The 13,625-nt window shown below is 68.2% G+C and carries 14 protein-coding genes; 6 read left to right on the top strand and 8 right to left on the bottom strand.

Annotated features, from left to right (window positions below; translation table 11 throughout):
- Positions 1 to 13: 13 nt before the first annotated feature.
- The 5 genes from HUK68_RS18135 to HUK68_RS18115 form a co-directional block, all read right to left on the bottom strand.
- The gene (locus HUK68_RS18135) at positions 14 to 754 is read right to left on the bottom strand and encodes an amino acid ABC transporter ATP-binding protein (protein WP_175505451.1); all 741 of its coding nucleotides are present in this window, start codon (positions 752 to 754) and stop codon (positions 14 to 16) included.
- Positions 751 to 1,533, bottom strand: a complete 783-nt coding sequence (locus HUK68_RS18130) for an amino acid ABC transporter permease (protein WP_175505450.1) — start codon at positions 1,531 to 1,533, stop codon at positions 751 to 753. The genes HUK68_RS18135 and HUK68_RS18130 overlap by 4 nt, the downstream gene beginning before the upstream one ends.
- Before the next feature lie 27 nt (positions 1,534 to 1,560).
- On the bottom strand, positions 1,561 to 2,334 hold the full coding sequence (locus HUK68_RS18125) for an ABC transporter substrate-binding protein (protein ID WP_175505449.1): 774 nt from the start codon (positions 2,332 to 2,334) through the stop codon (positions 1,561 to 1,563).
- 146 nt (positions 2,335 to 2,480) lie between these two features.
- Entirely contained in the window at positions 2,481 to 3,239 is a 759-nt protein-coding gene (locus tag HUK68_RS18120; protein ID WP_175505448.1) for a TSUP family transporter, read from the bottom strand.
- A gap of 287 nt (positions 3,240 to 3,526) precedes the next feature.
- Complete coding sequence (locus HUK68_RS18115; RefSeq protein ID WP_175505447.1) at positions 3,527 to 5,260, bottom strand: GMC family oxidoreductase; 1,734 nt, start codon at positions 5,258 to 5,260, stop codon at positions 3,527 to 3,529.
- Between the two features lie 252 nt (positions 5,261 to 5,512).
- On the opposite strand from HUK68_RS18115, the gene HUK68_RS18110 reads away from it, so the two are divergent.
- From HUK68_RS18110 to HUK68_RS18090, 5 genes are all read left to right on the top strand, one after another.
- On the top strand, positions 5,513 to 6,667 hold the full coding sequence (locus tag HUK68_RS18110) for an MlaE family ABC transporter permease (protein WP_175505446.1): 1,155 nt from the start codon (positions 5,513 to 5,515) through the stop codon (positions 6,665 to 6,667).
- Positions 6,668 to 6,671: 4 nt separating this feature from the next.
- On the top strand, positions 6,672 to 7,520 hold the full coding sequence (locus HUK68_RS18105; protein WP_175505445.1) for an ABC transporter ATP-binding protein: 849 nt from the start codon (positions 6,672 to 6,674) through the stop codon (positions 7,518 to 7,520).
- The gene (locus HUK68_RS18100) at positions 7,520 to 8,497 is read left to right on the top strand and encodes an MlaD family protein (protein ID WP_175505444.1); all 978 of its coding nucleotides are present in this window, start codon (positions 7,520 to 7,522) and stop codon (positions 8,495 to 8,497) included. Before HUK68_RS18105 ends, HUK68_RS18100 begins: the two co-directional genes overlap by 1 nt.
- 9 nt (positions 8,498 to 8,506) lie before the next feature.
- Positions 8,507 to 9,169, top strand: a complete 663-nt coding sequence (locus HUK68_RS18095; protein ID WP_175505443.1) for an ABC-type transport auxiliary lipoprotein family protein — start codon at positions 8,507 to 8,509, stop codon at positions 9,167 to 9,169.
- A gap of 212 nt (positions 9,170 to 9,381) precedes the next feature.
- Complete coding sequence (locus HUK68_RS18090; protein ID WP_175505442.1) at positions 9,382 to 9,762, top strand: hypothetical protein; 381 nt, start codon at positions 9,382 to 9,384, stop codon at positions 9,760 to 9,762.
- On the opposite strand, the gene HUK68_RS18085 is transcribed toward HUK68_RS18090, so the two are convergent.
- Positions 9,759 to 10,397, bottom strand: a complete 639-nt coding sequence (locus HUK68_RS18085; protein ID WP_175505441.1) for a MarC family protein — start codon at positions 10,395 to 10,397, stop codon at positions 9,759 to 9,761. The genes HUK68_RS18090 and HUK68_RS18085 overlap by 4 nt on opposite strands.
- A 171-nt stretch (positions 10,398 to 10,568) precedes the next feature.
- Between HUK68_RS18085 and HUK68_RS18080 the strand changes: the two genes are divergently transcribed.
- Positions 10,569 to 11,258: a dienelactone hydrolase family protein gene (locus HUK68_RS18080; protein ID WP_175505440.1), complete on the top strand. Its 690-nt coding sequence runs from the start codon at positions 10,569 to 10,571 to the stop codon at positions 11,256 to 11,258.
- Here HUK68_RS18080 and HUK68_RS18075 read toward each other — a convergent pair.
- Both HUK68_RS18075 and hemB read right to left on the bottom strand, forming a co-directional pair.
- Positions 11,255 to 12,355 (bottom strand): magnesium transporter CorA family protein, encoded by a 1,101-nt coding sequence (locus tag HUK68_RS18075; protein ID WP_175505439.1) that lies wholly within the window; start codon positions 12,353 to 12,355, stop codon positions 11,255 to 11,257. The two genes, HUK68_RS18080 and HUK68_RS18075, sit on opposite strands and share 4 nt — an antisense overlap.
- 198 nt (positions 12,356 to 12,553) lie before the next feature.
- On the bottom strand, positions 12,554 to 13,567 hold the full coding sequence (gene hemB, locus HUK68_RS18070) for a porphobilinogen synthase (protein WP_175505438.1): 1,014 nt from the start codon (positions 13,565 to 13,567) through the stop codon (positions 12,554 to 12,556).
- Positions 13,568 to 13,625: the final 58 nt, after the last annotated feature.

The raw sequence follows: 13,625 nt of genomic DNA, 5'->3' as shown, positions 1-13,625 counted from the left end.
AGGCCGGGGCGCGTCAGCCGCCCATGCGGCCGATGAAGGCGCGGATGCGCTCGCTCGCCGGCTGGCCGAAGAACTCGGCCGGCGGCGCCTCATGCGCGATGCGGCCCTGGTCGAAGAACAGCACGCGGTCGGCCACCTCGCGCGCAAAGCCCATCTCGTGGGTGACGATGACCATGGTCATGCCGGCGCGCGCGAGTTCGCGCATCACGTCCAGCACCTCCTGCACCATTTCCGGGTCAAGCGCCGAGGTCGGCTCGTCGAACAGCATCACCTGGGGGCGCATGGCCAGCGCGCGCGCGATGGCCACGCGCTGCTGCTGCCCGCCCGACAGCTGCCAGGGATACCGGGCGGCGTGTTCCTGCAGGCCGACGCGCCGCAGCAGCGCCATGGCCTGGACGTTGGCCTCGCCCCGCGGCGTCTTGTGGATGCGCCGCGGCGCGAGCGTGAGGTTGTCCAGCACCGTCATGTGGCCAAACAGGTTGAACTGCTGGAACACCATGCCGACGGCGATGCGCTGGCGTTGCAGCGTGGCCTCGTCGGATCCCACGGGTACGCCATCAATCGTGATGCTGCCGCTGTCATGCGGCTCGAGCCGGTTGATCGCGCGCAGCAGCGTGGACTTGCCCGAGCCCGACGCGCCGATGATCACGCTGACCTCGCCGGTGCGAAACTGCGTCGAGACCTCGCGCAGCACCGGCTGCGGCCCGAACGACTTGCAGACCCGGTCGACCACGATATAGGGCCTGCCTTTCATTGCGCCCGGCCTTCGATGTCGAAGCGGTATTCGATGGCCTGTGTAGCCTGGGTCACGAGCGTGGTCAGCAGCAGATAGGTCAGGGCCACGGTACTGAGCGTGGCAATCGGCTGGAAGGTCTGCGCCTGCAGGCGATTGCCGACATTGGTCAGCTCGACCACGCCGATGGCATAGGCCAGCGACGAATCCTTGAGCAGCGCGACGAAGTTGCTGACCAGCGGCGGCAGCGCCATCTTGAATGCCTGCGGCATGACCACATCGAGAAACACATGGCGCCGGCCCAGGCCCAGCGCGCGCGCGGCCTCGGTCTGGCCCTGCGGCACGGCCAGCAGCCCGGCGCGGATGGCTTCGCTGTTGTAGGCGCCGGCGTTGAGGCCCAGCGCCACCACGGCGGCCGTGAATTCCGGCAGCCGCAGGCTGGGCACCAGCACCGGCAGTGCGAAATACACGAACAGGATCTGCACCAGCAGCGGCGTGCCGCGGACCACCCACAGATAGAAGCGCGCGGCCCAGCGCAGCACGACCCAGCGCGAGGTGCGTGCCAGCGCCGTGGCCGTGCCCAGCGCCAGCCCGACCGCGCCGCTGACCAGCGTCAGCCACAGCGTGGTGCGCGTGCCTTGCGCAAAAGCCCGGGCACTCGAGCCTATGGGTTCGGGCAGCCAGGAAAACAGCCAGCCCAGCGCGGCCATGAACAGCACCAGCAGCAGCAGCGCCGCGACCAGCGTGGCGTTGCTGCGTTGCAGGCGCGTCCAGCGCGCGGGCCACGGGGCAAGGGACATGGTGCAAAGGCCTGGCGCGCCGATGGATCAGGGCCGGGCCGGGCAGCGCACGTCTTCCTGGAAGTACTTCTGCGACAGCTGCGCATAGCTGCCATCGGCCAGCGCTTCCCGCAGCGCCTGCGACCAGGCATCAGCCAGGCCCGTGTTGCCCCGGGCGACTGCCGCGGCAATGCGCTCGGTGGTGACGCGGTCGCCGACATGGAAGCCGGCCTGCGGCGACTTGCGCAGCAGTTCCTTGGCGACGAAGCGGTCGGTGACCATCGCATCGACGCGCCGCGAAGCCAGCGCGTTGCGCGCATCGGCGTCGCCGGGAAAGTTCTTGACCGCTTTGACGCCGGGCAGGCGCCCGACCTCGGCGGCATAGGTGGTGCCGGTCTGCACTGCGACGACCTTGCCCGCGAGATCCCTGGCGCTGCGCAGCGATGGGGACAGCGAGACGATGGTGCCGCCCGAGCAGTAATGCGGCGCGGCGAAGCTCACGGCCCGGGCGCGCTCGTCGGTGATCGCATGCGAGGCAATCACCACATCCCAGCGGTCTTGCTGCAAGCCCGTGAGCAGCGCATCGAAGCCCAGCGTCTTCCACTGCGGCTTGAGCCCCATCTTGCGCGCCACGAGTTCGGCCACTTCGACTTCGAAGCCCGTGAGTTGCTGGCCCTGGAAATAGTTGAACGGCGCATACTGGCCCTCGGTGGCGATCAGCAGCGTGCCGTCCTTGCGCACCGCCTCCAGCGTCCGCGCCTGCAGTGCGGCTGCGGGCAGGCACAGCGCCACCGCAAGAAGAAAGGTCTGCAGAATGTTCATGCGCATCTCCTGAGGGCAGGGCACAGGCCCTGCGGCCATCATGGGACGCGTGCAGCATGCGGCGCACCAGACCAACCCCCAGTTGCCTTGCCAGACAGGATCCGCCAGGTATGCAGGCGCTTACTTGCTTGCAGGGTGTCGCGGCGTCAGCGCAGGAAGGCGTCGTAGCCGGTCTTGAGGATCAGCGCGCTGACCACCAGGATGAAGATGCCGCGCACGAAGCCCGTGCCGTGGCGCAGGGCCATGTGCGTGCCCAGCAGGCTGCCGATCACGTTGGCTGCGGCCAGCGGCAGCGCGAAGTGCCACCAGACATGGCCCTTCATCGCAAACAGCATGATGGCCGCGAGGTTGGTGGCAATGTTCAGCAGCTTGGCCGACACCGAGGCGTTGAGGAAGTCATAGCCCAGCAGGCGCACGAACAGGAACACGAAGAAGCTGCCCGTGCCCGGGCCGAAGAAGCCGTCGTAGAAACCGATCACCAGGCCGATGGCGCAGGCCATCAGCGTCTGCGCGCGGCCCGCATAGCGCGGCGCATGGTGGCGGCCCATGTCCTTCTTGAGCAGCGTGTAGATCAGCACCAGCACCAGGATCACCGGCAGCAGCTTGCGCAGGAAATCCGAGGAAATGACCGTGACCGCCCAGGCGCCCGCAAACGAGCCGGCAAAGCTGATGGCGATGGCCGGGGTCAGTGCGGCCCAGGGAATGTCGACGCGGCGGCTGTACTTCCAGGCCGAGATGGCCGTGCCCCAGACGGATGCGCTCTTGTTGGTGCCCAGCAGCGTGGCTGGCGGTGCATGCGGAAACGCCGCGAAGATCGCCGGCACCAGGATCAGCCCGCCACCGCCCACGATTGCATCGATAAACCCGGCCAGCAGTGACGCCAGCGAAACAAAGAGCCATTCCATATGGACCGGGATTGTCGCACCGCCGCGGTGCCGGGCGGCGGGGGACGGCCAATAAAAAAGCGCCGGACTGGCCGGCGCTTTAGAAGGCATCTCACTGTATGCTTTTTGAAATTGGTCTATTTGTGTGTCGAGTCGTCTCCTCGGCCCCTCTTCGTCGCACCGAGGTGCACTTGAGTGGAGCGACTTTAACGCTTGCACCCCCATGGTGCATTGGGGGTTTCCCGAAGTACGTAGAAATTCGGCAGGGTTTCTTTGTGTCAGGCGTGTGACCGGCTGCCGTCCAGCGTTCAGGCCTCGGCAGGGACACGCGGCAATTCGGCGCTGGCCTGGCGCGCCCCCGAGGTCGCGACCGGGCCCTGGCCCTTGCGTATCCATTCGGCGACCTTCTCGGCCATCATCAGCGTCGGCGAGTTGGTGTTGCCGCTGGTGATGGTCGGCATCGCGCCCGCATCGACCACGCGCAGGCCGTCGATGCCGCGCACGCGCAACTGGCTGTCCAGCACTGCCAGCGGGTCGTCGGCGCGCCCCATTCGGGTCGTGCCCACGGGATGGAAGATGGTGGTGGCGATGTCGCCCGCCAGGCGCGCGAGCTCCTCGTCGGTCTGGAACTGCACGCCGGGCTTGAACTCCTCGGGCGCGTAGCGCGCCAGCGCCGGCTGGGCCACGATGCGCCGCGTGAGGCGCAGGCTGTCGGCGGCGACCTGGCGGTCCTCCTCGGTGCTGAGATAGTTGGGCGCGATGGCCGGGGCCTGGCGGAAATCCGCGCTGCGGATCTGCACCGTGCCGCGGCTTGTCGGGTTGAGGTTGCAGACGCTGGCGGTGAATGCCGGGAACGCATGCAGCGGCTCGCCGAACGCATCGAGCGACAGCGGCTGCACGTGGTATTCGAGGTTGGGGTGGGGCAGGTCGGGGCGGCTGCGCGTGAAGGCGCCGAGCTGCGAGGGCGCCATGCTCATCGGGCCCGTGCGCTTGAGCGCATATTCCATGCCGATGCGCGCCTTGCCCAGCAGGCTGGAGGCCAGCACGTTGAGCGTGGGCGCACCCTGCACCTTGAACACCGTGCGGATCTGCAGGTGGTCCTGCAGGTTGGCGCCCACGCCGGGCAGGTCCTGCACCACCGGGATGCCATGCCTTTGCAGCAGCGCCGCCGGGCCGATGCCCGACAGCTGCAGCAGCTGCGGCGAGTTGATCGCGCCCGCGCAGACCAGCACTTCGGCCGTGGCATGCACGGTCTCGATGCCGTCGCCGGTCGCCACCTCGACGCCGGTGCAGCGCCGGCGGCCGTCGGGCTGGGTCTCCACGATCAGTTTCGTGGCCTGGGCCATGGTCCACATCTCGAAGTTGGCACGGCCGTAGCAGGCCGGGCGCAGAAAGGCCTTGGCCGTGTTCCAGCGCCAGCCGGCCTTCTGGTTGACTTCGAAGTAGCCCACGCCCTCGTTGTCGCCGCCGTTGAAGTCGTCGCTGGCGGGAATGCCGGCTTGCTGCGCGGCCTGGGAAAACGCATCGAGGATGTCCCAGCGCAGGCGCTGCTTCTCGACGCGCCATTCGCCGGTGCTGCCCGTGGCCTTGTTGCCATGCAGGCCCTTGAAGCGCGCGTCGGCATTGCCGCCCGCGTCGAGCCGCCAGTGGTCCTCGTGGCGCATGAAGTTCGGCAGGCAGTTGTCCCAGCGCCAGGCCGTGTCGCCGGTGATGTCGGCCCACTGGTCGTAGTCGCGCGCCTGGCCGCGCATGTAGATCATGCCGTTGATGCTGCTGCACCCGCCCAGCGTCTTGCCGCGCGGATAGCGCAGGCTGCGGCCGTTGAGGCCGGCTTCGGCTTCGGTCTGGTAGAGCCAGTCGGTGCGCGGATTGCCAATGCAGTAGAGATAGCCGACAGGGATGTGGATCCAGTGGTAGTCGTCCTTGCGCCCGGCCTCGATCAGCAGCACGCGCTTGCTGCGGTCGGCGCTCAGCCGGTTGCACAGCAGCGCTCCGGCCGTGCCGCCGCCAATGATGATGTAGTCGAAAGTGGTGTCGCTCATGGTGCGGATCGCTGCGCGGCGGCGCGCGGGGTGATGGGTCTGGACCCATTGTGCGGACCGCTCGCTCGGCGGTCGATAGGGAAAGCGCGCGGGCGTGCGCCTGCGGGTTGGCATTTTTTGCGTGGCATCGCGGTCGCTTGCGCTAGAGTGCAGGACGAGGTCGCGTCCTGCGCGCAGCGGCCGGTCAACTATGCAAAACTGGATGCCGGCCCGAGCTTCGGGACCGGGTCGTTTCACGCCGCCACTGCCTTCATGCCGCCTTCCTCAAACCCTTCTGTCGTGCTGGATTCCGATGCCTCGGCCGGGGGCGCCTCAGTCGGCCACGCCTCGGCCGGACGCGCCCTCGCCCAGGGCGACTGGACGGCTGCGGGCTTTGGCGAACGCGCGCAGTGGCGCCGCCTGCAGCGCGAGCTGAACGCGGTCGGCAGCGGCGCCGCCTGGGACCTCACCGGTATCGGCCGCCTCGACTACGTCGGTGCGCAGGTGCTCTGGAACCACTGGGGCGGCCAGTGGCCGCAGCGCTGCGAGGTGGGCGCGGCGCAGCGCGAAATCCTCGATCGCGTCGCCGAGCTGAGCCAGGTGGAAAAGCCGCAGCCCACGCGCTGGCACCCGTTCGACCAGATCGACAGGTTCGGCGTGCTGGTGCTGGCCGGCTGCAGCCATCTCAAGGAACTGGTCGAGCTGATCGGCCAGCTGCTGCTGGATTTCGGGCGCCTGCTGCGCAAGCCGCAGCGCGGGCCCTGGCGCGATATCTCGGGCCATCTCTACAGCATGGGCGCGACGGCGCTGCCGATCACGGCACTGGTTGGATTCCTGATCGGCGTGGTGCTGGCCTTCCTGATGGCACTGCAGCTGCGCCAGTTCGGCGCCGAGTCGTTCATCGTCAACATCCTGGGCATTTCGCTGATCCGCGAACTCGGGCCGTTGCTCGCCGCGATCCTGGTGGCAGGCCGCACGGGCTCGGCCATCACGGCGCAGATCGGCGTGATGCGCGTCAACGAGGAACTCGATGCCATGCAGGTCATGGGCATCGCCCATGGCTTCCGGCTGGTGCTGCCGCGCGCGCTGGCGCTGGCGGTGGCCATGCCGCTGGTCGCGCTCTGGACCACGCTGGCCGCGCTGGCCGGCGGCATGCTGGCGGCCGACCTGACGATGGGCGTCACGCCCGCCTATTTCGCCCAGGCGCTGCCTTCGGCGGTCGAAGCGGCCAACCTCTGGATGGCGATGGGCAAGTCCATGGTGTTCGGCGTGCTGATCGCGCTGATCGGCTGCCACTGGGGGCTGCGCGTCGAACCCAATACCCAGAGCCTGGGGCAGGGCACCACGGCCTCGGTGGTGTCGGCCATCACCATGGTGATCATCGTGGATGCGATATTCGCCATTGTTTTCAAGGACGTAGGGATCTGACACGATGACAGCGGTTGATCTCTCGACTCCCCCCAAGGCGCCCGCGCCCGCGCCGCAGGAAGCGCCCGTGGTGCGCATCGAAGGCCTGTGGAGCGTATTTGGCGAAGGCGCTAAGGCCTTTGCCGTGCACCAGGACCTGGACCTGACGGTCGAACGCGGCGAGATGCTGTCCATCGTCGGCGGCTCGGGCACGGGCAAGACGGTGCTGCTGCGCCAGATGCTCGGGCTGCTCAAGCCGACCAAGGGCACGGTCGAAGTGCTGGGCCGGCCCGCTGCGCAGATGGGGCGCGAGGGCGCGGCCAGCCGCGTCGGCATGCTGTTCCAGCATGGCGCGCTGTTTTCGGCGTTCAACGTGCTGGACAACGTCGCGTTTGCGCTGCGCGAGCAGGGCACGCTGCCGCTCGACCTGGTGCACGACGCCGCCATGGTCAAGCTGCAGATGGTGGGCCTCAAGCCCGAGCATGCGACGCGCATGCCCGCCGATCTCTCGGGCGGCATGATCAAGCGCGCGGCGCTGGCGCGCGCGCTGATCATGGATCCGCCGCTGCTGCTGCTCGACGAGCCCACGGCCGGGCTCGATCCCACGAGTTCCGACGAATTCTGCGCGCTGCTGCGCGAACTGCACGCGGCGCTGGGACTGACGCTGGTCATGGTGACCCATGACCTCGACACGCTGTTTGCGCTGTCCTCGCGCGTGGCCGTGCTAGCCGAGAAGAAGGTGCTGGTCACCGGCACGCCGCGCGAGGTCGCGGCCTATGACCATCCCTTTATTGAAACCTTTTTCCGGGGAGAGCGCGGCCGCCGTGCCATGGCGCCCCTGAACAACGGCCCCGAGGCCGCGGGAGAAACCTGATGGAAAACAAGTCGCATGCAATGGCCGCGGGACTGTTCGTGGTGCTGGTGGCGGCCCTGCTGGCCGGCCTCGCGCTGTGGCTGACGCGCGACCACAACCAGTACCACCAGTACGAGATGACCACCAAGGACGGCATCGGCGGCCTGCAGCCCCAGGCCGCGGTGCGCTACAAGGGCGTGCCGGTGGGCAAGGTGGTCTACATCGGCTTCGATCCGCAGGCCAGCGGCAACGTGCTGATCCGCATTGCCGTGGACACCGGCGCGCCGATCTCCGCCACCACGTTTGCGGTGCTGGGCTACCAGGGCGTGACCGGCCTGGCCCATGTGCAGCTCGATGATGCGGTCGAACCCCCGCCGCCGCAGCCGCCGGGCGCGAGCGGCTTGCCGCGGCTGTGGCTCAAGTCCTCGCCGCTGAGCATGCTGGCCGACCAGGGCCCGGCGCTGCTGGGCCGTGTGGATGAGGTCACGCGCCGCCTCAACGACATGCTGGGCGACGAGAACCAGAAGCGCTTCAGCGAGATGCTGGAGAACATCTCGGGCGCAGCGGCGGGCGTGCGCGACCTGAGCACGGGCGTGCAGCACACGCTCACGCAGCGCATCGAGCCGGCATTGGCCGACTTCCCCGCGCTGACCGCCGATGCGCGCAAGGCGCTGCAGTCGCTGGACCAGGCTGGCAAGAACACCGCCGCAGTGGCGGCCGACCTGGGCCAGACGGTGCAGCGCATCAACGCCCCCGAGGGGCCGCTGGAGCAGATTGCGCAGGGCACCCAGTCGCTGGTGCGTGCGGCCGACGGCCTGGGCCGCACCACCTTGCCGCATGTGAGCCGCGCTGCCGACGACGTATCGCGCGCCGCGCGCCAGCTCGGCGCCGCCGCCGGCGGCTTCAGCGACAACCCGCAATCGGTGATCTACGGCAGCGGCCGTGCCGTGCCCGGCCCGGGCGAGCCCGGTTTTGCCGCTCCCACCACCCAGCCCTAGGAATTCGCCATGTCCACTTCTTCCACCCCGAACGCGCGCCGCCCGGCACTGTGGATGGCCGGCGCCGCCGCCTGCCTGTGGCTTGCCGGCTGTTCGGTGCTGCCGCGTCCTCCCGCGCAGCCCGTGCGCTACGACTTCGGCCCGGCGCCGGAGGTGGCGGCTGCAGCCGAGGCGCCACGGCCTGCCATTGCATTGGCCGAGATCGAGGCCCCGGGCCTGCGCGACTCGGAAACCGCGGTGCTCTACCGCCTGGCCTATGCCGAATCCCAGGTGGTGCGGCCCTACCAGCTGGCCCGCTGGACGCTGCCGCCGGCGCAACTGGTGCAGCAGCGCCTGAGCAGCGGTCTGGGCCGTACGCGCCCGGTGTTGCTGGGCGGCGATGGCACGGCCCAACCCAAGGTGCAGGGCCGCACGCCGGCCGTGCTCAAGATCGAGCTCGAGGAGTTCAGCCACATGTTCCGCTCCGCGCAGGACAGCGTCGGCTGGGTGCGCATGCGGGCCACGCTGATCGATCGCCAGGCGCAGGGCGATGTGCTGCTGGGCCAGACCACGCTGGTGGCGCAGCAGCCGGCCGCCACGGCGGATGCGGCCGGCGGCGTGCGGGCGCTGACCCAGGCCACCGACCAGACCATCGCGGCGCTCGAAGCCTGGCTGCGCCAGCTCGGCTATTGAGCCGGCATCTGCCTCTTTTCGCGTAGGATTTTTCCTGCGCGGTGTTGTCTCTTTTCCCCACGCCTGAAGCAAAGTGCTTCTCCTAAAGTGCACCCCAGTGTTTTAATACTATCGAAATTATAAATTCGATTGTAAAAACTAATGATGTGCCAATCGGGGGCGCTGCGGCGCATGCCTGCCCAGGCGCATGGTGTGAAAAAAGGGAATCAACGATGCAAACCTTGCGCAAAATGCAGGCACTCCTGGGTGCCTGCACCATCCTCTCTGCATTCGTCTTGGGCAGCCTGGCGCTGGGCTCGGCAGCCTCCGAGCAAATGGCCGCCAAACGGCACATCTCGATGCAGTTCCGGGAAAACATGCTCAAGTGCGAGCATCTGCGCGGCGCTGCCGAGCAAGCCTGCGAACGCCAGGCCCATGGCTGGGCAGAAGTCGCCAAGGCCGAACTCGAGTCGCAGCGCAGGGGCGCGCGGCAGGCGCGGCAGGCCCAGGAAGACCGCATGCCGGCGCAACTGAAGGTGGCGCAGGCGCGTTGCAATGCGCTCCCCGGCCGGGTCAGGGGCCGCTGCGCGGATGGCGCGGCGCGCAGGGGTTAGGCCGGTCCCGCCAGTACCGGAAAGATCTTGATCAACCCGCCGGCCATGACCTCGATGGCAAGCGCCGCCAGGATCAGTCCCATCAGCCGGGTCATCACGTTGATGCCGGTCCTGCCCAGTGCCCTGCCGATCGGCTGCGCCAGCGAAAAGCACAGCGCCGTCGCCAGGGCCACCACCACGCCGTAGCCGACGAGTGCCAGATGCTGCCAGATGTCGCGTGCCTGGTCGGCATAGATCACCACCGTGGACATGGCCGCCGGGCCGGTCAGCAGCGGGATGGTCAGCGGCACGACGGCGATGCTGTGTCCCGTGGCGGCCTTCTCCGCGCCGGCGGCCAGCGTGGCTTCGTTCGGGCGATCCTCGGCGGGGCGGGCGTTGAGCATGTTCATCGCGCTGATGAGCAGCAGCAGGCCGCCGCCGACCTGGAAGCTCTGCAGCGAGATGTTGAAGAAGTCCAGCACCTGCAGGCCCAGCAGCGCGCAGGCCGAGATCACACAGAAGGCGCTGAAGGCCGCGGTACGTATCGTGCTGCGCCGCTGGGCCGGGCTGAAGCCCTCGGTGTAATGGATGAAGAACGGGATGATGGCCAGCGGATTGACGATCGCCACCAGCGTGATCAGGGGCTTGAGGTCCATCAGCGCTCACCTGCGCGCCGCTGGCAGGGGCCGAGCCGAAGAAGCGCTTGGTATGTCATGCGGTCTCCTGTAAGAATGCACGTGGGATCGCGCATCGCTGCGCCATTACAGCACTTGCGGCGCTTCGGCGCAGCCTGCGTCGACGTCAACCAACAGCAAAGGGAAGACAGCATGGGAAGTTTCGTGAATTTGACCTCGGCCGATGGTTTCAGCGCGCCCGCGTGGGTGGCGGTGCCCGAGGGTCCGGTGCGCGGCGCCATCGTGGTGCTGCAGGAGATCTTCGGCGTCAATGCGCACATTCAGGCCGTGGCCGAGCGCTTTGCGGCGCGCGGCTACATCTCGGTCGCGCCTTCGCTGTTCGCGCGCGTCCAGCCCAATGTGGACCTGGGATACGCGCAGGCAGACATGGAGCGCGGCATGGCGCTCAAGTCCGCGACCGAAGCCCTGCCCGCGCCGGGTGCGATGGCCGAAGTGCAGGCGGCCATTGCGCATGCCGCGGCCATCAGCGGCGGCAAGGTCGGCATCGTCGGCTTCTGCTGGGGCGGCCTGATGACCTGGCGCGCAGCCTGCACCCAGCCCGGCCTGTCCGCGGCCGTGTGCTACTACGGTGGCGGAATGACGACCCCGGCCGAGTCCGCGCGCGTGCCGCAATGCCCGGTGCTCGCGCACTTCGCGCGCCAGGACCACTGGATTCCGGTCGATGCGGTCCAGGCCTTTGGCCGCGCCCATCCCGAAGTCGAAATCCATCTCTACGATGCCGACCACGGTTTCAATTGCGACCACCGCGGCGCGTATGACGAAGCCAGCGCACTGCAGGCCCGCGACCGCACGCTGGCGTTCTTCGACAAGCACCTGGCTTAGGACGCGCGCTCCAGCCGGTCGATGTAGCGCTTGCGCCAGAAATAGGAGATCAGCACCACGCTCACCACGCCCATGCCCGCCATGGCCCACCAGAAGCCATCCTGTTTGTGGACCAGCGGAATGAACTCGAAGTTCATGCCGAACACCGCGGCAATCAGGTTCAGCGGCAGGAACACGGCGGTGATCGTGGTCAGCGTGCGCATGATGTCGTTGGCGCGGTTGCTCTGCAGCGAGAAATGCATCTGCACCGCGGTCTCGGCGCTTTGCTCGAGGCGGCGCACATGGTGGACGACGCGCTCGATGTGCTCGAGCACGTCGCGCGAGCGCACCTTGAGCAGCTCGCGTTCGCGCTGCGCCTGGGGCTGCGCCTCCAGCGGCCAGGCATCGAGCGCCTCGATCCACTCCTGGATCGCAGCGCGCTGGTCTTCGCAGATCTCATCGAGCTGGTGCAGCGCCAGCCGGGCGTCCAGGATGGCGCTCCAGTTGGAAATGCGCGCCTTGGGTTCGAGCAGCGCCGACTGCCAGTGGTCGAGCTGGCGCGTGAGCTCGCGGCGCAGTTCCAGATAGCCGTCGACCATATGGTTGACCATCCGCAGCATCAGGTCGGCCGGGCTGTTCGTGCGTTTGGCCGGGCCGCCGCGCGCGTCGATGGGCTGCTCCGCCAGCAGCCGCTGCACGAAGTAGTCGCGCACCGGGCAGTTCTCGGGGTGCACGGTCAGCAGCAGCCGGTCGAAGACCACCATGCCCACGGGCCGCGTGACGATGCGCGTGAGCACCGGTGCGCCATGCTGCGGCGGCGGTGGCGGTGCATCGCCACTGTCCGCGGATGCCAGGCGCTGGAACACCAGCAGGTCGTACTGCGACGTCGCGTCGTAGTTGGACGGCAACTGGGCGTTGAGCAGGTCGGACACGTGCAGGTCGACCAGCGCCCCGCCGCATTGCCGGTGCAGCAGGGCCTGCAGCGCCGGCAGCTCGGCCGCGAACTCGGCCCGCGTGCACGAAACCCAATAGAAGCCGGTCGCCGCGGGCGGCGCCAGCGGCAGTTCCTCGCCCAGGTCCTGGGCCGGGCCGGTGGCGGCAATGTGGAGGGAGCGCATGAGGTCTCAATCTATTTGGGCCAGGCGTAGCCACGCCCGGGCGTCGGTGATCGATAACACCAGCGCCGTTCACAATCTGCGAAACCGGCGTGGCCCAGGCGCGGGACACCGAGCAAGGGCCGCCCCGCAGCGATGGTGTCGTCCCTAGCCGGGCGCCCCCCTCCACCGAAGGTTGAGAGGGGGAAGCCGCGAAGCGGCTCAGGGGGTGCATTTCAATTTTCGTGCGGCGTCGATGGCGAAATAGGTCAAGACGCCATCGGCACCGGCGCGCTTGAAAGCCAGCAGGCTTTCCATCATGACCGCATCGTGGTCCAGCCAGCCGTTGGCGGCCGCGGCCTTGATCATCGCGTATTCGCCCGAGACCTGGTAGGCAAAGGTCGGCACCTTGAACTCGTCCTTGACGCGGCGCACGATGTCCAGATACGGCATGCCGGGCTTGACCATGACCATGTCGGCGCCTTCGGCCAGGTCGAGCGCGACTTCGCGCAGTGCCTCGTCGCTGTTGCCCGGGTCCATCTGGTAGACGTTCTTGTCGGCCTTGCCCAGCGCGCCGCGCGTGCCCACGGCATCGCGGAACGGGCCGTAGAACGCGCTCGCGTACTTGGCGCTGTAGGCCATGATGCGGGTGTAGATCTGGCCGTGGCTTTCGAGCGCCTCGCGGACGGCGCCGATGCGCCCGTCCATCATGTCGCTGGGGGCGACGATGTCCACGCCGGCTTCGGCGTGGGTCAGCGCCTGCCCGACGAGGATCTCGACGGTCTCGTCGTTGAGGATGTAGCCGGAGGCATCGAGCACGCCGTCCTGGCCGTGGCTGGTATAGGGGTCGAGCGCGACATCGGTCATGACGCCCAGCTCAGGGAATTCCTGCTTCAGGGCGCGCACCACGCGCGGGATCAGGCCGTCAGGGTTGAGCGCTTCCTTGCCGTCGGGCGTCTTGAGCCCGGCGTCGATGGCTGGAAACAGCGCCAGCACCGGGATCTCGAGCTTCACGCATTCCTCGGCCACGGGCAGCAGCAGGTCCAGGCTCAGGCGGTCGACGCCGGGCATCGACGCCACGCTCTCGCGCCGCTGCATCCCCTCGTGCACAAACACCGGATAGATCAGGTCATGGGCCGTGACCGCGTTCTCGCGCACCAGGTTGCGGGTGAACGGATCGCGGCGCAGTCGGCGCGGGCGGTTGTGGGGAAAGGGGGTGGGGCTGGAAAGATGCATGGAGAAATTTTGCCCCATTCGACATGCCGCAGGGAGCGGGTGCAGCAAAACCTGCGGC

The organism is Comamonas antarctica (assembly GCF_013363755.1).
GTDB classification, from domain to species: domain Bacteria; phylum Pseudomonadota; class Gammaproteobacteria; order Burkholderiales; family Burkholderiaceae_C; genus Comamonas; species Comamonas antarctica.
Note: the sequence above shows the minus strand (reverse complement) of the source record. Positions and strands in the feature narration are given on the sequence as shown.